An 18,653-nucleotide genomic window follows, 5' to 3' on the forward strand; every position below is an offset into this window, starting at 1 on the left:
CATAAGACTTTTCTGTCAATTCGTCAAGAAATTAAAAGGGACAGGCTCCTCTACTAAGTGGAGAAGACTGGCCCTTGTACAGGAAAATATCATTTTATACTTTTTTTAGTTTTATAGGTTTTGATCACTTTTCTGGACGTATTCACATCTTTTAAAATCCGGTATGGCTTTTTCATGGCACGTACAGGAAGAGAAAATAACAAATGGCTCAAATCATCGCGGTACTCTTTAGTCATCCGGGTAGGCTTAGTTGCAATGCGTTCATAGATTTCTTTGTAGAACTCTTTTTTGAGATCCACTTTCAATTCCTTCGTCCGGTTGCATTGCAGGCACCGGATGCTTTTGATGTCGCTGTTGATATAGGTTATTTCATGATTTACTTCTTCTTTGCAGTGAACACAGTACAATCCTGCTTCCATTTTCTTTACTTTCATTATAGAACACCTTCTCGTTTAGTTAATTTACGTTCTAACCGATATTAAAATGTTCCTTCAATCACCGAAGCAATTGGTGAAAGTCATGCTTTTACCGGTTCTACTTTTTCTGTTTTCGCTGCAAATGTATCATCTTGCATGCGGCGCAATCGCCAAATTGTGGATTCTTTCGTTTGGACGACATCGTCATATGTGATAATTTCGCCTTTTTTAATGGAGCGTTTCAATTGGACATTCCGGTCAACCAGACCCATTGGCAAAGCGTTCTTTTCTTTCGCTTCAACTGCAGACAGGATACTGCCGTAAACTGTAAAACCGCCGATGCTGTCAAGGAACTGCCCTTCTTCAAGATCGGTTTTAGCTACAGTCACTGTTTCCGCCTGGAGGCCCTTCCAAGGGGCGATTGTGGCTTCATTGTAAAAATAGGCTCTGGCAATTGAAATCGGCGTTTCCAGACTTGTTAGATGATATGGACGGTAAAGCACGTAGTTAGGTCCTTCCCCCATGCTCAAATACTGCATTTCATGATTGACTTCATCTTTTTCTGAAGCCACTATTACAAAAACGCCTGGTGCAATGCCGTTGATATATTCTACTATCTTCTTATTGCTGACTTGGCCGCCATCTTCTTTCAGTTTAAAAATTTCCGGAAGCCCTTTCACATCGCTGACAAATCCATTCATGCCCGGTTTGTCTGGCAGGAATCCTGTGGCATTGGCTACGGCAGTCATTTCTACCATTGTCTTTGTTCCATCCTGAAACGAAGCAAGCATTTTCGGGCTGGCGCCTTTCCTTGCTGCTTCTTCTGCTGCAGTGTCCGGATTCGCCGCTAAATTCAGCGGATTGTTTTTTCCTTTGCCAACAGCTACCACTTCGAATCCAAGGGCATCTGCAAAATCATATAATTCCATGATTGCACCCGGCTCGTCTCCAGCTGTCCCGGTATATACGACACCGCTGGCATCCGCCATTTTCTTCAGCAGCGGCCCGATCGTTACGTCCGCTTCAACATTGAGCATGACTATGTGTTTCTTATTTAAGATGGCATCCCAAGCGATTTTCGCTCCAATATCCGGCACGCCAGTCGCATCAACCACAACATCCACTTCTGGAAGCGAAGTGACCAGCTGGGCGTCAGTAGTCGCTACAACTTTCCCTGCCTTCACAGCCTCTTCTGCCTCTTCTTCATTATTCGTCTCAACAATGTCCGAACTTGCCACCCCGGATTTTGAATAGGCATTTTTTACATTATCAATTTGTATATCAGCCGTTACGACAACCCGCATACCGGCCATATTTTCAATCTGGGAAACCATGCCTCTTCCCATTTGTCCTGCACCGACTAGGCCAACCTTGATAATTGTTCCGCTTTTTTCAAGTTCTTCTAGTTTTCTATTTATACCAAGCATTATCCAGTCTCCTCTTTGTTAGGCTTTAAAAATCCGGATATCAGCACCCAATGCCAATTCAGGCAAAGGCTTGCTTTCTACGCACATAGTTCCCGGAAGATCGGCCGAAATATCACCTGTAAACGAGATGGTGCAGTGGCCGAGGTCTTGTAAAGTGTCATTCACTTTATTGCCGACGAACAAAATTCTGTAACGCTCGCCGTTGATTTCCAGGATGTCTCCAGTTTCAACTTTACCAAGAAGATCCGCTTTTTCATGGATTACTGCGAAGGAACGGAGTTCTTCAGGTACAGTATTATTAAATATGACCATCATATTCTCTTCTGCAAAGATTTCAACTTCTTCACCGATTTCTGTTATTTTAGCTTCATATTTTTTTATCATAACGTCTTCCACCTAACTGCCCCCTTTTGATTAACTGTATAAGCCAAAGCTGAATAAGTATGCGATTACAACTGCCAACGGACCTGTAATCATCCGGGAAATCAAGACAGCCGGGACTCCGACTTCAATCGTTTCCGGATCCGCTTCCCCGAGCGTCAAACCGACTGGCACAAAATCAGCCCCTACTTGAGGATTGATGGCAAACAATGCTGGTAATGCCAGTGCCGGCGGAATATTGCCTCGCCCGATTTCCACACCGACCAGCACTCCGACGACTTGAGCAATAACTGCACCCGGCCCGAGCAGCGGCGATAAAATCGGCAAAGCACAGATAACCGAAAGAATCAGCAATCCGAAAATATTGCCGGCAAGCGGTGTCACGAAATTCGCAATGAGATCACCAATCCCTGTATAAGTGATAATCCCGATCAGCATACTGACAAACGCCATGAACGGCAGGATGTTTTTTAGGACTTGATCGATTGTTTCACGTCCTGCTTGGTAGAGGACCCCCACTACTTTACCGGCACCGCGGCCCACCCGTTCAATAAGATTCATTTTCTTTGGCTGCTGGTAATTTCCAGCCGCTTTCAGCCTTGCTTCTTCTTTTATTTCCTGCGGCGTCTTTCGGACCGCTGGTGCTTCCACTTCATCGACCGCATTTTTCACTTCGTCCTGATCCTCATAAGGAGCAGCTACTGCACGGATGTCTGAAAGGGTCACACCTGACACAAAATTTTCTTCGTTGATAAATTTCATTAATGGGCCGGATGGTGATGTCGCATTGACGTTGATCGTCAAAATATTCATTTTTGGATAAACACCGCACCGCGCTGTGCCACCGCAGTCGATAATGACACAGGCCATCGTTTCTTTTGCATAAGATCCTTTAAAGCCATCAACAGCTTCGGCGCCTGTCAGACGTGCAATTTCTTCTGCTATCGGATGAATTCCGCCGCCTGTAACTGAGACGATATACCGCTGTTCTTCGTTTGGCCGAATCGTCAGCGGACCGCCCCAGCCTCCGCGGCCTTTTGTGACGGAAACTGCCTTAAAATTCAATGGTGTTTGAGTACCTGTCATTTTGCTTGCCTCCTTTTCAACTGAGCGCAACTCTAAGATTTAAACTTCCATTCCTTTTGCCTTCATCATGCGGACTGTAATGAGTTCCGTTACAATACCGCGGATCAAAATGACAATCACACCTACCAAAAAGTAACGGATCGCCAATGGCCCGAGCGACAGTCCTAATGTTGTAATCCCTGCGGAAATCCCGAGATACACGAATAATTCAGCAGGGTTCGCATGCGGGAACAATCCCGTAATCGGGTGAACGAAAGAAACCGCTGAATCGTAAAAAGCCGGTTTTTGTTTTTCCGGAAGAAACTTTCCAAAAGTATAGGCCATCGGATTGGTTAAAAAGAAAACAGCCAGTACTGGAAACAGCGTATAGCGCAAAATCATATTTTTGGTGCTTTTCCGTGCTAGCCGATTTATGCGTTCTTCACCAATCAACCGGATCAGCGCATTGATGGCGGTGATTAACACAACCAGCAACGGAATTATTCCTGTGACCAGTCCGGTAAACGTATCGGCACCTGCCTGGAACATTCCAATAAAGCCTTCAGCGAGCCTAACTAAAAAGTTCATGATTGCATCTAAAAAATTCATCTTTCATCCTCCTTATACTGCTGGATTTATCTTCTTTTCCATTTGCGTTTCGATTTTTTCGATTGCCATTTTAAAAGCTAAGTCAACAGGTTCGTGATCCAGGCTTTTTTTCAGCTTCTCTATTGTCAGGCCGTTGTATTTACTGAAATCCTCAAACCGGCTGAATACTGTCACTCCTTTCATCAATTGGCTTTCTACTACTGTGCCTGCATCATCCGTAACCAAAATAGCAATGACGCCAATCCCCATTTTTTGCTTTTGGACCCCGACCCCCAAATAGCCAGAAGGCCTGTTGCTCATTTTCTTAATAGTCGTTTGATAATTTTTCAACTGGATTTTCGTCAGCATTATTTGAAGCAGCCAAACTCCAGCAAACACGACTATAAACCACCCCCACAAATGAACCCCTCCGTTCCGTTTACATATGTTCCATGCTGTAACACATGTTATTAGCTACATTATAAAAGCGCTTTCACCATAAATCAATAGGTATTAAGAGAATATTAAAATTATTTACAATATAATGATTTCTCAGTATAGAGATAGGTTTTGTAACTTTTATTGCGAAGTCCGCTTCCGGCCTTGTATAAGGAATTTCTGAAAATAACCATAAAAAAGGAGTTGTCCCAAATTACTTTTGGGACAACTCCTTTGCGACGAAGCTAACGTAGCGGCGGTTTTTTCTGCACCGAAGCTAGCGCAGCGATGCAGGAGCAATAGTATTAACCTCCGCTTTATTAGAAGCAAGGGGCTGTCCAATAAGTCTAATAACAGACTTATTGGACAGCCCCTTTCAAAGAATTATTGAAGTAGATTTGCGAATTCTTTTCCTTGAGGAAATATGCCGTATAGGCCTCCCGTATGGATAAAGAGAATATTATTCAAATGTTCCAGACGACCTTTCTTTATTTCTTCAATAAGTCCATAAAATCCTTTGCCGGTATAAACAGGATCCAAGACAAGGCCTTCCAGCATCGCAAGTTCTTTTATGAATGCTCTTTCTTCCGGCCGTCCGATGGCGTATCCCAGCCCTACATAACCATCGATAATGCGAATATCCTTAGAACAGATTTCAACAGAACTTTCCAGGTGTTTTTCTGCGTCTTCCAATACCTTCATTATTGCTCGGTGAAAATATTCGGCATCGTTGCTGACATTAAAACCAATAATCTCATGTGAAGTCTTAAAAATTTTTTGGGCGAGAAGCAAACCGGCATATGTCCCCCCGGAACCGACTGCCATAACTACTGCATCAAACTGGACGCCCATTTCTTTTTCCTGCTGGATGATTTCTTCCATTGCAGAATAATATCCGAACGCTCCGATCCCGTTAGAGGCGCCTTCCGGAATAATGTAAGCATGACTCCCTTGCTGAGCCAGTTCTTCTTTCAATCCCGTCATAATATCATTCCGGCGATTTCTATATTCCTCCGGCGTAACCCAGTGGATATCCGCTCCAAAAAGCACATCAAGCAATAAATTGCCATTCGGAGCAGCAGGCTGTTGTCCTCTGAGCACCAGTTTTGTTTTCAATCCCAGTTTAGCTGCTGCCGCGGCCGTCGTCCGGCAATGGTTTGACTGGATGCCTCCGCAAGTGATCAGCGTATCCGCTCCTTGGCTGATTGCTTCGTGGAGGGTGTATTCCAGTTTCCTAATTTTATTGCCAGCCACTTCAGTACCGGTTTGGTCATCGCGTTTCACATATATATTTGGTCCTCCCAACTTTTCAGACAGCCGATGAAGTTTTTCAATTTTAGTAGGAAGATTTGCCAAATTCAAGCGTTTTGGTATGTTATGCAACGAATGCCACCTCTTCTTATAGTATTAAACAAATTATGAAAATCGGAAAGTTTAGTTAATCAAGCAAGTTCTTCAACATTTCTTCGATTTCTTTTTCCAAATCATTTTTAGCCGCATCAAATAAAGTCCCAAACCTTTTAAAGAAAGTTCCGTGATGATGCCAAATTGTAATGGCCGCTGCGTAAGCATCGTTATCATAGCCCGGGTCATTATAGTCTATCGCAATCCGAGAACGATATTCTTTGTCCAGGCAGCAGTCTGCAGACAGGCTTTCTAATACGTCTCCATTAAGATCCCTTGAAAGCCAGACGGAAAAGTTGCGCTTTTTCTGCTCTTCAAATTGAGCCGCATATTGAAGTTGCATCTTCTTAGCCAAATTTTCTGCCAAGTTTTCCATCTCGACAATTCTGTTTTTTAATTCTTCGTCTATTCCCTCAGCATCAATAGAGATGTACTTCTGTAGATCAATGAATTTTTCGATGTCATAAAGCCATCTTCTAATTTTCTCACGCACATCCCCTTCTTCCTCTCTTTATAAATAATTTGGAAGTTTAATCATGTGTTTTCGGGTCCAAAGTAAAAAAGAAAGGAGCATTTCATTTAGATAACTGCATCCTTCCTTAATCCAGCCTTATTTCTTACTTATTGCTGCAGTTGGTATTCATCAGTTTGGTTTACTTTACTCAATATATTCCATGCGCGTTCCAGCCGGCTTCGCAGCAAGCTCCAGCAATTGATTGATCACTTTTTTCCGTGTCTCGAAATCAAACGGTTCCCCGCATGGACGGCCCAGTTTGAACGGAACATGCAATGTCCGCGGGACTCCAACTTTTTCAGTGACCTCAGGCAATAACGTAATCATTGCAGTTGCCACTCCTGACGCTTCTAAAGCCCGGGCATACAGCCCGAGTACATTATGGCAAGTGCCTCAGCCAGGCACCAGCAAAGCCACATCAATGTCTTTGTTTTTGAACAGCTCCACTACTTTCGGAATCGATTCCTTTTCGACCTGCTCGGTCTCCATGATGCCGCCATACAATCCGATATGGATGTCTGATACAGAACCGATAACTCCGGACTGTTCCAGCTCTTTCAGCTGTTGGATCGGAAAAACGATCGTTGTATCTTTTTTAGCGAATTTCGTATCGTAATACATATGGGTTACCGTCAGCTCTTCTTCCTGGGCCTTTCCAGGGACGATCCGGATGGTGTGATCTTGAATATCAAGATCAAACGGAATGTCTGTTTTCAAATGGACACCGGCAGTCGATAACAAAGCGACTTTGCATTCAGCCAGCGGTTTAGTCAAGTTCGCTTCTGGAACACCTGGCTGTTTACTGACATGCTTTAATGTGTAATTGTTATAAGCTTTCGGGAAGTTTTCCAAAAATGCCACAGCCACTTTTGATTTGATTTTTGTACGGCTTTTCATTTTCCATAGCTCCTCCATTCGTTAATTTCTTTGGCATTGCCTACATCCCTTTGTTTAATCTCCAAAGCTTTGAGTGACTGATTCTTTTAGTTGTTTAGTGTATTCGACTGTTTAGTAAATAACCCTTTTATTTACCGGCCAGGATATAGTTTGTTAACGAAAATTTCAGATTTTAATTTTAAAGAAAGGATTTGATTTTTGTTCTGAAATTAATGTTGTTCAACTATTTTTAGGTCTTGCCCAGCCGGCTTTTTCCATAGCACCGGACATATCTAGCTCAGGATAAAGAGTTTGTGCCAATTGAAAAACTTCTATAATCAGCCGCTCCAACTCTTTGACGCTTTCCTTCGGTTCTCCAAGCAAGACTGAAGCAAAGCGTTCCGAACTGTTTTCCGGCTTTATCTCCATGTTGTCCAGCGAAGCTTTCTGCCATTTAAATGCCGGGTGATGAACATATCGCTGATTGAGCGCAAATAGAATGCCCATCAGTTTAACTTCAACGGCCACGATAATTTGGTAGAGCATCAGCCAGTCTTCCCGGGCAAGGAGCGCTTCACGGTTCTGCCAGCGCGTCCCGAGCTCTCTATTCTCTTTGACCATCGCCTCGCCAAGCTTTACAGGATACAACTTTATTTTTCCCTTCAGCTCGAATAGCGCCTTCTCGCCTCCAAGCGGAATGCCATCATCGATGGATGCTAGTAAGACTTGTTTCTCAAGATCTGTATCATATTTTAAAGTTATGCTTTCAACATACTGAAAGGCAGTACTCACCAGGAAATTGCTGATTTCCAGTTTAACGTTCTGGACCGTATAAGTTTCCGACCATTCTTCGTCTTCAAAAGGATGAAAATCAAGTATGTTGCCGCCTAGCTTTTCAATCGGTTCTTTTCTGTCTTCATCAGTTGGGCTTTCCCTCCAAAAAATAAACAATTCAATATCCGAAAATTCATCAGATAAATTTCGCGCGACAGATCCCCCCAGCATGACGGACTCGATTTTAGGATTGTGCATGTATACGTCTGCTATTTCTTTTGCCAGTTCTTTCAATTCCATTTGATTTTCTCCTTTGAGTGGACGGCCATTTAATAAGCCTTTGCCCAAATGACCAGCTGTTCTGCTTTTTCGCCGCAGCAAACACAGGTATCTGTTATGAGTTCCTGGTCGAATGGAATGCAGCGTGATGTCGCTTGGGTTTCTTCTTTTATTTGGTCTTCGCAGGACTCTTTTCCGCACCACATCGCTTTGACAAAGCCACCTTCTGCTAACAGCGTATCTTTAAACTCTTCCATAGTTGCAGCTGTATTGGTTTTGGTTAAACGGTGCTGCAGCGCTTTATCATATAAATTCTTTTGTATCTCCTGAAGAAGACGCGGGATTTCGGTTTCTAGGTTCTGTTGTTCAACCGCTATCTTCTCTCCTGTGTCTCTTCTGACAAGGACCACTTTGTTTTCTTCGATATCTTTGGGTCCGATTTCCAGGCGGATCGGGATGCCTTTCATTTCAGATTCGTTGAACTTCCAGCCCGGCTTTTTATCACTGGCGTCGATCCCGACCCGCATTTTGGATTTCAAGGCATGCTGCAGGGCATATGCCGCATCGAGCACACCTTCTTTGTGCTGGGCGATTGGCACGATGAGCACTTGTGTCGGCGCCACTTCAGGCGGCAGGACCAGCCCTTTGTCATCGCCATGCACCATGATCATCGCGCCAATGATGCGCGTAGTGAAGCCCCAGGACGTCTGGTGGACTGTCTGAAGTTTGCCTTCCCGGTCCAAAAATTCAATGCCGAATGCTTTCGCGAAGCCCGTGCCCAAATTATGTGAAGTCCCGGACTGCAGCGCTTTGCCGTCATGCATTAAACTTTCAATCGTATAGGTATATTCTGCACCGGCGAATTTTTCTTTTTCTGTTTTCTGGCCTTTTATCACTGGAATTGCCAGCACTCGCTCACAAATGTCTGCATAGACATCCAGCATTTTCACTGTTTCTTCATGGGCATCCTGTTCCGTTTCATGGCATGTGTGGCCTTCCTGCCATAAAAACTCAAGAGTCCGCAAAAACGGCCGGGTGGTTTTTTCCCAGCGCACGACATTTGCCCACTGGTTGTAAAGCTTTGGCAAGTCCCGGTAGGAATGGATGATGTTCTTATAATGCTCGGCAAACAGCACTTCAGAAGTCGGCCGGATACATAATCGTTCCGCCAGTTCTTCATTGCCGCCGTGTGTCACCCAGGCCACTTCCGGGGCAAAACCTTCGATATGATCTTTTTCTTTTTGCAGCAGGCTTTCCGGAATCAATAATGGCATATAGACATTATCGTGCCCGGTCTCTTTAATCTCCGCATCCAACGCATTTTTGATGTTCTCCCAAATTGCGTAGCCATATGGACGGATAATCATCGATCCCCGCACACTCGAATAATCGACCAGTTCCGCTTTTAATACCACATCCGTATACCATTGTGCAAAATCCACATCCATATTCGTAATCTGCTCTACCCTATTTTTCGCCATATCCATTCCCCTTTTCAAATGATTTATTGAAAATAAAACAAAAAAGCCCCGCTAAAAATAAGGGACCCAGAAGGCGGTACCACCCTAATTTAAAGCAAAGCTTTACTCTCGAACATGATAACGGTGTGCACCGCTGCATTTTTCAATACAGATATGAAAGGCAGGTTCGATAATTTTCTTTGGGTCCCTCTCAGCCATCGGCACCTTCTCTGAAAAAGAAACTTCTATCTACTGGTCCTTAAAATTTCTGATTCTGCTATTTTATATTTTAATCAGATTAATTGAAATAGAATATTTAGTCAATAAGAATTAGTATAGTATTAAGTAACGGGTTGAACCGAGAAATGAGAGGTGAAAATGATGAAAGCGATACTTTTTGATTTTGATGGCACATTAGCCAATACACTGCCGGTTTGCGATATGGCTTTTCAGCACGTTTTCCGGAAGTATGACCAGCGGGAACTTTCTTCGGCTGAAGTCCGGGCGATGTTCGGTCCTTCAGAAACCGGGATCATCTACCAAAACCTGAAGCACCGCAACAAAGAAGAAGCGATTGAACAATATTATGACCAATACTTGGAACATCATGCTGACATGATTGAACAGAATAGGGATATCCATAGTTTGTTGATGCATTTAAAAGAAAAAGGGCTGAAATTGGGGATTGTCACCGGAAAAGCAAAAAGAAGTCTCGATATTTCGTTGAAAGCCCTTGGATGGGAACATCTTTTTGATGCCATGATCACCGGAGATGACGTGGTGAACCCTAAGCCGGATCCGGAAGGGGTGCTAAAAATTCTGCCATTATTAGGCGCCAGAGCTGATGAAGCCATCTTTATCGGGGACAGTGATGCGGATATATTAGCCGGAACTGCAGCAAATGTCGTAACGATAGGTGTCCAGTGGCTCCCAGACTATCAAACCTTGGAATTCGCCGCGGCTCCTTCGTTTCTTTTTAAGACAGTCCATGATTTTAGAGAAGCGATGGAAGGGGGATTTAAATGAGCACGAAATGGCTCCATTGGGCACAAAGAATCCAATCACTGTCCCAAGCAGGATTGGCATTTTCAAAAAACGTCTATGATTTGGAGCGTTTTGAAGAACTTCGGGAAATCAGTGTGGAAATTATCAACGAGCACACCAACTTGGAAATGCAGAAAATCAAGGACTTGTTTGCAAATGATGCCGGCTACCAAACCCCTAAACTGGATATTCGCGGAGCCGTATTCAAAGACGGAAAAATTCTGATGGTGCATGAAAACATCGACAACCGCTGGTCTTTGCCTGGCGGATTCTGTGATATCGGCCTTTCCCCTGCCGAAAACATTGTCAAGGAAATCAAAGAGGAATCCGGATTTGATGCGGTACCGGTTAAGCTTCTGGCGGTGCTTGACATGAACAAGCATCCGCACTCGCCTCAGCCTTATCATTATTATAAGATTTTTATACAATGTGACATTATCGGCGGAAATGCTGAGAATGGGGTGGAAACGAAAGGCGTGGATTTTTATAAAGAAACTAATCTGCCCAAGCTTTCAGAAAGCAGAAATACCAAGTCCCAAATCGAAATGCTGTTTGAGTTCCTTAACGATCCAAATAAAGAGACCGTCTTTGATTAGAAATAAATTCTTGATAAGCTACAAATAACCCTCTTCATCTTTCCTTTTCAGGTTTGATGAAGAGGGTTATTGAAACTCATAAAATCATTTTGTAACATTGCTTCTTTTTAAAACTTATTCCCTTTATCGCCGTGCCGCTCCAGCAGTTCCGCAAACGACAAGTTCTTTTCCTTCTGTTGTCGTTCAAACACTTTTTGTGCTTCTTTTTCTTCTTCGCGCTGCTGTTCTTCTTTCAGCAGCTCTTTTTTCGTGGCCTGCAGTTTTGCCAGAATATCTTCAGGCAATATGCTGGCTGTTTCTTCTTTTTTCTTTGGTGAGTTTTTCTTTGAAGTATTTTTCTTAGCCATACCGTGTCTCTCCTTATGGGCGTTTTACAATTGTCGCTACACCTTGGCCTCCGCCGATGCACAATGTGGCAAGTCCTGTCTTCGCGTCACGTTTCTGCATTTCATGAAGAAGGGAAACGAATACGCGCGCACCGCTGGCACCAATCGGATGGCCGAGGGCAATTGCTCCGCCGTTAACATTCAAAATATCATGGTTGAAATGGAGTTCTTTGTCGACTGCAATAGATTGGGCAGCAAATGCTTCGTTTGCTTCAATCAATTCAATATCTTCAAGAGATAAATCTGCCTTTTTCAAGGCATTTTTTACCGCTTGGACAGGACCGATTCCCATCACTGCCGGATCAACTGCAGCGCTGCCGTTCGCCGCGATTGTCGCAAGCGGCGTAAGCCCCAGTTCATCCGCTTTCGCTTTTGACATGACCACAACTGCTGCTGCTCCGTCATTGATGCCCGATGCATTGCCAGCTGTTACGCTGCCGTCTTTTTTGAATGCTGGGCGTAATTTGCTTAACTTTTCAGCAGTGGAATCGCGTTTCACGTATTCATCTGTCTTGAAAATAACCGGCTCGCCTTTACGCTGTGGAATTTCCACTGGCACGATTTCATCTTCAAATTTCCCGCCATCAATTGCCGCTGCTGCACGCGCTTGTGAACGGGCTGAAAATTCATCTTGTTCTTCCCGTGTAATTTCGTAGCGGTCACATAGATTTTCAGCAGTAATGCCCATGTGATAATCATTGAATGCACACATTAAACCGTCAACCAGCATGCTGTCGACCACTTTTTGGTCGCCCATGCGGAATCCGCTGCGTGCATTTTGCATCAAATACGGAGCCTGGCTCATATTTTCCATACCGCCGGCAACCACGATTTCTGCATCTCCGGCATAAATCGCCTGATACGCCAAATGCACGGCTTTTAATCCCGAACCGCAGACTTTATTGATCGACATCGCTGGAACGGTTTCCGGAAGCCCAGCCTGCATTGACGCTTGGCGTGCCGGGTTTTGGCCGAGCCCTGCCTGAAGAACATTGCCCATGATCACTTCTGATACTTGGTCAGGTGTGATTCCGGCTTTTTCAACCGCTTCTTTGATAACGATTGCCCCTAATTTGGTAGCCGGCACGTCTTTTAACGCACCTTGAAACGAACCGATTGCTGTACGAACTGCACTGACAATAACGACTTCTTGTGACACAATGATTTCCCCCTTATTTGGTTGTTTACCGTTTGCTCTTTTCTCCCTGCACTGGCTAAAATGGAATCAGGAGGGATACTATGTTCATTTTACCAAATAATGCAACGATTATCGAGGTAGGGCCACGGGACGGACTTCAAAATGAAGGAAAAGTTGTTTCAACTGAGCATAAGCTGCAATTTATCGAGAGATTGCAAAAAGCAGGCATTCAGGAAATGGAATTGACATCATTCGTATCACCGAAATGGGTTCCCCAAATGGCTGATGCCAAAGACATTATGGCCAATGTAGAAAAAATCGGCCGGCAGTTCGTCTTGACGCCGAACGAAAAAGGCATCAATGCCGCACTGGAATCCGGAGCTCAAGCTGTCGCGGTATTCGTCGGGGTGTCGAATACGTTCAACAAGAAAAATATCAATAAAACGACGGATGAAAGCATGGAAGCATTAAAACCGCTTATTTTAAAATTAAAGCAGGATGGCGTTTTTGTCCGTGCCTGCATTTCAACAGCCTTCTATTGCCCATTCGAAGGTGCCATTAAACCGGAAGATACATTGGCTTTATGCCATCAATTTGTTGACTGGGGCGTGGATGAATTAAGTGTTGCCGATACCATAGGCATGGCAACGCCAGCTGAAAGCTACGAATTGTTCCAGCAATTAAAAGAAGCATTTCCGGATGTGCTGCTGACTGCCCATTTCCACGATACACGAAAAATGGCGCTGGCGAATATTTTTGCTGCTTTGCAGGCCGGTGTCGACCGCTTTGATTCATCTGCCGGCGGACTTGGAGGCTGCCCGTTTGCTCCCGGTGCTACAGGAAACGTAGCCACAGAAGATGTGGTCAATATGCTGAACCGCATGGGCATTGAGACAGGCATCAATCTGGATTTATTATGCGAGGCTGTCCAGTCAATTGAACCGCATGTGACAAATCCGGTTCAAACCGGGATGTACCGGCTTTATCAAAACCAGGCATAGGAAAGGTAGTCTGCCATGAAGAAACGACTGCTGCAGGTTTCGGCCATTGTTTCAACTGGTTTAACCTTAACAGCCGCTGTCATTGGCTTTGTCATTAGCAATCGCTTGATGTATATGAAGAAAAAAGACGAAAATCTCATTTTAGAGCGTGAAACTTCTGCCAAGCGCTATGATGAAGTGTGGTACGCCCAAGTGAAAAAAAGCGAAAGATGGATCCAGTCTGAAAACGGTTATCCCATCAAAGCCATTTTCCTGGAACCGCATGACACGAAACGATACGTTGTCATTTGCCATGGCGTCACAGAAACCAAAGTAAACTCATTTAAATACGCCCGCATGTTCGAACGGCTTGGATTTAATTCGGTCGTCTACGATCATCGCAGGCACGGAGAGAGCGGCGGGAAAACCACCAGTTTCGGCCATTACGAAAAACTCGATTTAAAAGCTGTAGTAGAAGCATTAAGACTGCACGTGGGACCTGATTTATTTTTCGGCATCCACGGCGAGTCGATGGGCGGGGCTACTACGCTTTTATACGCAGGCATGGAAGACACGGCAGCATTTTACGTCATTGACTGTGCTTATTCCGATATCTCCAAACAAATCCTGCATGTCATGAAGACCACCCAGCCAATTCGTTCATCACTGGCATTAAAGCTTGCAGCTGTCTTTATGAAATTGCGCGATGGCTATTCCATTTCAACTGTTTCGCCGATAGAAGCGGTGGCTCACATCAAAAACCCGGTCCTTTTCATCCACAGTTTGGAGGATGAATTCGTCCTGCCGGAAATGTCACAGGAAATGTTTGATATAAAGCCCGACCCAAAAGCGATCAATTTTTTTGCTGAAGGAGCGCATGCCCAGTCTTATAATAAATACCCGGAAGAATACGAAAAAACCGTTGCAGAATTTTTAGACGCAAACGGCTTGATGACTTCAGAAATGTAAAAAGCACTCCATGAGAGTGCTTTTTTGCTTCGACTTATTTCTTTTTTTTTAAAACCAGCTTTAGCCCTGCTTCTCCTTCTGCTCCGATGAAAAACTCAACCATCGGGCCTGTTCTCGCTACACCTCTAACATGCAACTCTATTGTATCCAAAGTATAGTCCGACAACCCTTTCACCATTTCATTGATCTGCTCCATCGACACGGGCAAAACTTTGCCGACGCCTTCCATTTGCGTAGTGAAACTTTCTTTTTCCTTCGTTTCTTCTTTTTCAATCACTGGCATGTAGAAAACGAACTCTTCTTGTTCAGGCATACTATTCCCCTCCCGTTTTTAGTTGTTTTCTTTTCATATCCCTGTTTTGCTGCTATTTGAAACGCAGGGAGAAAAAGCGCATCTCTATTGAATACTTTATAATGCGCCATACTTGAAAACCGCTATCTAGATATAAGACAACACTTTTCAAGTTATCTCAAATGTTCTTTTAATGTACGAATAATTTCATCTATGGTTGATTTCTCATTTTCTCCCAGTTGCTTAAATTTAAAAGCAATAGATTCCGATAAAGGATTAATAGATGGTCCTTTGTTTTTATCACACCGAAATGTTATGATTTTTTCTAAATCATTTTTTAAAGCGTCTGTTAGATTGCTTCTTTTAAACCGAAAACTAACAGTGTGAGGCTCTTTTTTTGAAAAATCAGCACTTCCTTCATACTGAATGGCACCAAGATAACGTTCTCTCAACAAGAAAGATTTTTCGTTTTTGAAAAATTGAAGCGTTTCTTTGGCATTTTCATTATGAATCCACAAACCGACAGCAGACAATCGACTTCGGATATATTCATACAAACCAGCCAATTCAAAATTTTTTTCAATAGAATTAGTCATGTACTCTCCTCCTTGCAATTTTTTACTGTATTAAATACCATTTTAATTGAAAAGTCAGAAAATTAACAGGACCTAAAGGAAGAGATTTTTTGTGATAGAATTAAATGAGACTAGCTTTACTTTGAACCAACAGCTAAGCCACTTAAAAGTGTTTTATTACTGAATTAATAAAAAAAATTGTGGGTAATAAAACACTATAATTTTATTGTAAGCTAGTTGCTTTTGAAGAGCCTTCGGTTATTTATGAATGTATTTATTCTAAATGTATCTAAATATACAAATTAAAATATATTTAACTGCTTCATTTCCTGTCACTTGTTAATCATAGTCTATGAGTAAAGTTCTTTGATTCACAGTGACACATATATTACTTCAATACATCTTCTAATTCCATAGAAAAAACCACCTCTCTGCTTTAGTTTCAACAGAGAAAGTGGTCTTGTAGTGGCAAAATGAAGGATAAACCAATGATGAATGAAAAACTTACGAAAATTCACCCTAGACGCTCTGAATAGAGATATTCCCATAAATAAAGCTTCCTTCACTTTAACATTAATCAAAAATTAAACTGTCACCCTTGATACTACTTAGTTTAATAAATTATTTTTTAGCCGGTTTATTAGAAGCTTTATTCATTTGAGCCATCATTTGGTTGATTTTTTTCTGAGACGGTTTTTGTCCCATTTGCATCATCATAATGCGCAGCATTTCTTCATTAATCGGTGGATTGTCTTTCAAATACTTCATCATATATTGACGAGCGATGAAAAAGCCAAGCGCAACACCTGCGATCAACGCCACGATAACGATTACGATCCAGATCCAAGTAGCCATTCATGTTACCTCCTTCGTGTTGCATAAATAAGTAGTGCACCACAATGGATTATACTATAAAATCGTGCACATGACCATAAGATCAAAATAATAAAAGCGGAAGCATCTTACAGCTTCCGCTTTTATGTCATTTTATTGTTCGTTAATTAAATTCTTGACTTTAGCCACAACATTTTCCGGTGTGAAGCCGAATTCTTTCATGATGCGCTCGCCTGGTGCACTGGCGCCAAAGCGGTCAATAGAAAGGATATCGCCTTCATCGCCTGTGTAGCGTTCCCAGCCAAATGAAGTGCCCATTTCAATTGCCAACCGTTTTTTGACTGTTTTCGGAATAACCGACTGTTTGTATTCTTTGTCTTGTTTTTCGAAACGATCCCAAGACGGCATCGATACAACAGAAACGGAAATTCCTTCGTCAGCCAATTGTTTTTGAGCTGCTACTGCAAGGCTCACTTCAGAACCGGTTGCCAATAGCAAAGCTTGCGGGTTTTCGGCAGGCGAAACCACATAAGCACCTTTTTCAACTCCGCTTGCTGCCAAGTCATTCGTGTGCTCTAGTACAGGCAGGTCTTGGCGCGAAAGAACCAATAAAGTTGGAGCCGTTTTCGCAGTCAAAGCCAATCTCCAAGCCGCTTTTGTTTCATTTGCATCCGCAGGGCGGACAACGCTCAAATTCGGCATAGCGCGCAGCGAAGCCAAATGCTCAACTGGTTCGTGAGTTGGTCCATCTTCTCCTACCGCTACACTGTCATGAGTGAATACAAAAGTTACAGGAAGGCCCATCAATGCTGCCAAACGGATTGCCGGGCGTACATAGTCACTGAATACGAAGAATGTGCCGCCGAACACATGCAGGCCGCCGTGAAGCGCCATACCGTTTAAGGCAGTTCCCATTGCGAATTCGCGTACCCCAAACCAGATATTGCGCCCGGTTGGATTTTCAGCGTCAAAGTCGCCTCCGCCTTTGATGTTTGTTTTGTTTGATCCGGCAAGGTCCGCACTGCCTCCAAAGAATGAAGGAACAGCTTTCGCGATAGCATTGACCATATCGCCTGAAGAAGCGCGGGTAGCTTGCTTTTTGCCAACTTCATAAGTCGGGAAATCAGCATCGAAGTTCTCTGGAAGTTCTCCTTTGATTGCTTTTTGAAGCTGTGCAGCCAGTTCAGGATGCTGCGCTTCGTACTCAGCATACAACTCGTTCCATGCCGCTTCAGCGTTGCCGCCCAGTTCTTCAGTTGCTTGTTTGAACGTTTCGTATACTTCTTCCGGCACGTGGAAATCCTGGTCGAAGGTCCACTCGTAGTATTCTTTTACCAGTTTCATTTCGGCTTCGCCAAGTGGTGCACCGTGCGCATCCGCTTTACCGGATTTGTTTGGAGCTCCGTATCCGATGACGGTTTTCACTTCGATGATTGTCGGTTTGTCAGATGACTGTTTCGCTTGCGCGATTTTCTCAGACAAATCGTCCATTTCGTTACCGTCTTCAACACGCAGATAGTTCCAGCCATAAGACTCAAAGCGTTTCTTAATGTCTTCGGAGAAGCTCATGTGAAGATCGCCATCTAATGAGATGTCATTGCTGTCATAAAGGACGACCAATTTATTTAATTTCAAATGGCCAGCCAGTGAAATCGCTTCGCCGGCAACGCCTTCCATCAAGTCACCGTCTCCGCATAAAGCGAATGTATGATGATCAACAATATTCAAGTTTTCTTTATTGTATGTAGCCGCTAAATGGCGTTCTGCCATAGCCATTCCTACTGCCATCCCAATTCCTTGGCCGAGTGGTCCTGTAGTCGCTTCAACGCCTTCTGTATGGCCGTATTCAGGGTGTCCGGGAGTTTTCGAATCCCATTGGCGGAAGTTTTTGATTTCATCCAATGTAAGTCCATATCCGCTCAAATGAAGCAAGCTGTATAAAAGCATTGAACCGTGTCCAGCTGATAATACGAAACGGTCACGGTTGAACCATTTAGGATTTTTAGGGTTATGGTGCATATGTTTCGTCCATAATGTGTAAGCCATAGGAGCTGCTCCCATTGGCAATCCAGGATGCCCGGAATTAGCTTTCTCGATAGCATCAATGGAAAGTGTGCGAATCGTAGTCACTGCAAGTTGATCTGCATGGTTTGACATAAAAAAACATCCTCTCTAGAACAAAATTTCATCCCTTTCTAGTGTAGTCAACAATAGAAA

22 protein-coding genes and 1 other annotated feature are annotated in these 18,653 nt (G+C 43.5%); of the genes, 4 read left to right on the forward strand and 18 right to left on the reverse strand.

What is annotated here, in order from left to right; all coding sequences use genetic code 11:
• Positions 1-89 precede the first annotated feature (89 nt).
• From QWY16_RS12325 to proS, 12 genes are all read right to left on the reverse strand, one after another.
• Positions 90-434, reverse strand: coding sequence for a bh protein (locus QWY16_RS12325; RefSeq protein WP_300989521.1), 345 nt, complete (start codon positions 432-434; stop codon positions 90-92).
• Positions 435-517: 83 nt separating this feature from the next.
• On the reverse strand, positions 518-1,843 hold the full coding sequence (locus QWY16_RS12330) for an NAD(P)H-dependent oxidoreductase (protein WP_300989522.1): 1,326 nt from the start codon (positions 1,841-1,843) through the stop codon (positions 518-520).
• Positions 1,844-1,861: 18 nt separating this feature from the next.
• On the reverse strand, positions 1,862-2,227 hold the full coding sequence (locus tag QWY16_RS12335) for a PTS glucitol/sorbitol transporter subunit IIA (protein WP_300989523.1): 366 nt from the start codon (positions 2,225-2,227) through the stop codon (positions 1,862-1,864).
• A gap of 30 nt (positions 2,228-2,257) precedes the next feature.
• Positions 2,258-3,310 (reverse strand): PTS glucitol/sorbitol transporter subunit IIB, encoded by a 1,053-nt coding sequence (gene srlE, locus QWY16_RS12340; RefSeq protein ID WP_300989524.1) that lies wholly within the window; start codon positions 3,308-3,310, stop codon positions 2,258-2,260.
• A gap of 39 nt (positions 3,311-3,349) precedes the next feature.
• Entirely contained in the window at positions 3,350-3,877 is a 528-nt protein-coding gene (gene srlA, locus QWY16_RS12345; RefSeq protein WP_300993428.1) for a PTS glucitol/sorbitol transporter subunit IIC, read from the reverse strand.
• A 33-nt stretch (positions 3,878-3,910) separates the two neighbouring features.
• Positions 3,911-4,297: a transcriptional regulator GutM gene (locus QWY16_RS12350; protein WP_300989525.1), complete on the reverse strand. Its 387-nt coding sequence runs from the start codon at positions 4,295-4,297 to the stop codon at positions 3,911-3,913.
• A 402-nt stretch (positions 4,298-4,699) separates the two neighbouring features.
• Entirely contained in the window at positions 4,700-5,698 is a 999-nt protein-coding gene (locus tag QWY16_RS12355; RefSeq protein ID WP_300989526.1) for a D-cysteine desulfhydrase family protein, read from the reverse strand.
• 55 nt (positions 5,699-5,753) lie between these two features.
• Positions 5,754-6,212, reverse strand: coding sequence for a hypothetical protein (locus tag QWY16_RS12360; protein ID WP_300989527.1), 459 nt, complete (start codon positions 6,210-6,212; stop codon positions 5,754-5,756).
• A 165-nt stretch (positions 6,213-6,377) separates the two neighbouring features.
• Positions 6,378-6,560 carry a hypothetical protein gene (locus QWY16_RS12365; protein WP_300989528.1) on the reverse strand — a complete coding sequence of 61 codons (183 nt, stop codon included), beginning with the start codon at positions 6,558-6,560 and terminating at the stop codon, positions 6,378-6,380.
• Between the two features lie 66 nt (positions 6,561-6,626).
• Positions 6,627-7,130 (reverse strand): glycine/sarcosine/betaine reductase selenoprotein B family protein, encoded by a 504-nt coding sequence (locus QWY16_RS12370; RefSeq protein ID WP_300989529.1) that lies wholly within the window; start codon positions 7,128-7,130, stop codon positions 6,627-6,629.
• Between the two features lie 219 nt (positions 7,131-7,349).
• Complete coding sequence (locus QWY16_RS12375) at positions 7,350-8,183, reverse strand: DUF4037 domain-containing protein (RefSeq protein ID WP_300989530.1); 834 nt, start codon at positions 8,181-8,183, stop codon at positions 7,350-7,352.
• 29 nt (positions 8,184-8,212) lie between these two features.
• Complete coding sequence (proS, locus tag QWY16_RS12380) at positions 8,213-9,643, reverse strand: proline--tRNA ligase (RefSeq protein ID WP_300989531.1); 1,431 nt, start codon at positions 9,641-9,643, stop codon at positions 8,213-8,215.
• A 57-nt stretch (positions 9,644-9,700) separates the two neighbouring features.
• Positions 9,701-9,891: a binding site (T-box leader), on the reverse strand.
• Positions 9,892-10,000: 109 nt separating this feature from the next.
• On the opposite strand from proS, the gene QWY16_RS12385 reads away from it, so the two are divergent.
• Complete coding sequence (locus QWY16_RS12385) at positions 10,001-10,648, forward strand: HAD family hydrolase (RefSeq protein WP_300989532.1); 648 nt, start codon at positions 10,001-10,003, stop codon at positions 10,646-10,648.
• The gene (locus QWY16_RS12390) at positions 10,645-11,262 is read left to right on the forward strand and encodes an NUDIX hydrolase (protein WP_300989533.1); all 618 of its coding nucleotides are present in this window, start codon (positions 10,645-10,647) and stop codon (positions 11,260-11,262) included. The genes QWY16_RS12385 and QWY16_RS12390 overlap by 4 nt, the downstream gene beginning before the upstream one ends.
• 107 nt (positions 11,263-11,369) lie before the next feature.
• Here the strand turns inward: QWY16_RS12390 and QWY16_RS12395 are convergent, their stop codons facing one another.
• On the reverse strand, positions 11,370-11,609 hold the full coding sequence (locus tag QWY16_RS12395) for a DUF3886 domain-containing protein (protein ID WP_300989534.1): 240 nt from the start codon (positions 11,607-11,609) through the stop codon (positions 11,370-11,372).
• A 13-nt stretch (positions 11,610-11,622) separates the two neighbouring features.
• Positions 11,623-12,810, reverse strand: coding sequence for an acetyl-CoA C-acetyltransferase (locus tag QWY16_RS12400; protein WP_300993430.1), 1,188 nt, complete (start codon positions 12,808-12,810; stop codon positions 11,623-11,625).
• A 77-nt stretch (positions 12,811-12,887) separates the two neighbouring features.
• Here QWY16_RS12400 and QWY16_RS12405 point away from each other — a divergent pair, with 77 nt between their 5' ends.
• Positions 12,888-13,787: a hydroxymethylglutaryl-CoA lyase gene (locus QWY16_RS12405; RefSeq protein WP_300989535.1), complete on the forward strand. Its 900-nt coding sequence runs from the start codon at positions 12,888-12,890 to the stop codon at positions 13,785-13,787.
• Between the two features lie 15 nt (positions 13,788-13,802).
• Positions 13,803-14,735, forward strand: a complete 933-nt coding sequence (locus tag QWY16_RS12410) for an alpha/beta hydrolase (RefSeq protein WP_300989536.1) — start codon at positions 13,803-13,805, stop codon at positions 14,733-14,735.
• Between the two features lie 34 nt (positions 14,736-14,769).
• Here QWY16_RS12410 and QWY16_RS12415 read toward each other — a convergent pair whose 3' ends face one another.
• The 4 genes from QWY16_RS12415 to tkt all read right to left on the reverse strand — a co-directional run bounded on the left by QWY16_RS12415 (position 14,770) and on the right by tkt (position 18,593).
• Entirely contained in the window at positions 14,770-15,048 is a 279-nt protein-coding gene (locus tag QWY16_RS12415; protein WP_300989537.1) for a hypothetical protein, read from the reverse strand.
• 152 nt (positions 15,049-15,200) lie between these two features.
• Positions 15,201-15,623 carry a hypothetical protein gene (locus QWY16_RS12420; protein WP_300989538.1) on the reverse strand — a complete coding sequence of 141 codons (423 nt, stop codon included), beginning with the start codon at positions 15,621-15,623 and terminating at the stop codon, positions 15,201-15,203.
• Between the two features lie 600 nt (positions 15,624-16,223).
• Positions 16,224-16,457 (reverse strand): YneF family protein, encoded by a 234-nt coding sequence (locus QWY16_RS12425; RefSeq protein WP_300989539.1) that lies wholly within the window; start codon positions 16,455-16,457, stop codon positions 16,224-16,226.
• Positions 16,458-16,589: 132 nt separating this feature from the next.
• Positions 16,590-18,593, reverse strand: coding sequence for a transketolase (tkt, locus tag QWY16_RS12430; protein ID WP_300989540.1), 2,004 nt, complete (start codon positions 18,591-18,593; stop codon positions 16,590-16,592).
• Between the last annotated feature and the right edge of the window lie 60 nt (positions 18,594-18,653).

Source organism: Planococcus shenhongbingii (assembly GCF_030413635.1).
Classification (GTDB): Bacteria; Bacillota; Bacilli; order Bacillales_A; family Planococcaceae; genus Planococcus; species Planococcus shenhongbingii.

What these genes read in the sequence shown, in the direction of transcription:
- srlE (WP_300989524.1), bottom strand. Translation starts at nt 3,310, where the DNA reads ATGACAGGTACTCAAACACCATTGAATTTTAAGGCAGTTTCCGTCACA.
- QWY16_RS12385 (WP_300989532.1), top strand. Translation starts at nt 10,001, where the DNA reads ATGATGAAAGCGATACTTTTTGATTTTGATGGCACATTAGCCAATACA.
- tkt (WP_300989540.1), bottom strand. Translation starts at nt 18,593, where the DNA reads ATGTCAAACCATGCAGATCAACTTGCAGTGACTACGATTCGCACACTT.
- QWY16_RS12395 (WP_300989534.1), bottom strand. Translation starts at nt 11,609, where the DNA reads ATGGCTAAGAAAAATACTTCAAAGAAAAACTCACCAAAGAAAAAAGAA.
- QWY16_RS12325 (WP_300989521.1), bottom strand. Translation starts at nt 434, where the DNA reads ATGAAAGTAAAGAAAATGGAAGCAGGATTGTACTGTGTTCACTGCAAA.
- QWY16_RS12365 (WP_300989528.1), bottom strand. Translation starts at nt 6,560, where the DNA reads ATGATTACGTTATTGCCTGAGGTCACTGAAAAAGTTGGAGTCCCGCGG.
- QWY16_RS12375 (WP_300989530.1), bottom strand. Translation starts at nt 8,183, where the DNA reads ATGGAATTGAAAGAACTGGCAAAAGAAATAGCAGACGTATACATGCAC.
- srlA (WP_300993428.1), bottom strand. Translation starts at nt 3,877, where the DNA reads ATGAACTTTTTAGTTAGGCTCGCTGAAGGCTTTATTGGAATGTTCCAG.
- QWY16_RS12410 (WP_300989536.1), top strand. Translation starts at nt 13,803, where the DNA reads ATGAAGAAACGACTGCTGCAGGTTTCGGCCATTGTTTCAACTGGTTTA.
- QWY16_RS12390 (WP_300989533.1), top strand. Translation starts at nt 10,645, where the DNA reads ATGAGCACGAAATGGCTCCATTGGGCACAAAGAATCCAATCACTGTCC.
- QWY16_RS12420 (WP_300989538.1), bottom strand. Translation starts at nt 15,623, where the DNA reads ATGACTAATTCTATTGAAAAAAATTTTGAATTGGCTGGTTTGTATGAA.
- QWY16_RS12415 (WP_300989537.1), bottom strand. Translation starts at nt 15,048, where the DNA reads ATGCCTGAACAAGAAGAGTTCGTTTTCTACATGCCAGTGATTGAAAAA.
- QWY16_RS12405 (WP_300989535.1), top strand. Translation starts at nt 12,888, where the DNA reads ATGTTCATTTTACCAAATAATGCAACGATTATCGAGGTAGGGCCACGG.
- QWY16_RS12425 (WP_300989539.1), bottom strand. Translation starts at nt 16,457, where the DNA reads ATGGCTACTTGGATCTGGATCGTAATCGTTATCGTGGCGTTGATCGCA.
- proS (WP_300989531.1), bottom strand. Translation starts at nt 9,643, where the DNA reads ATGGCGAAAAATAGGGTAGAGCAGATTACGAATATGGATGTGGATTTT.
- QWY16_RS12330 (WP_300989522.1), bottom strand. Translation starts at nt 1,843, where the DNA reads ATGCTTGGTATAAATAGAAAACTAGAAGAACTTGAAAAAAGCGGAACA.
- QWY16_RS12335 (WP_300989523.1), bottom strand. Translation starts at nt 2,227, where the DNA reads ATGATAAAAAAATATGAAGCTAAAATAACAGAAATCGGTGAAGAAGTT.
- QWY16_RS12370 (WP_300989529.1), bottom strand. Translation starts at nt 7,130, where the DNA reads ATGAAAAGCCGTACAAAAATCAAATCAAAAGTGGCTGTGGCATTTTTG.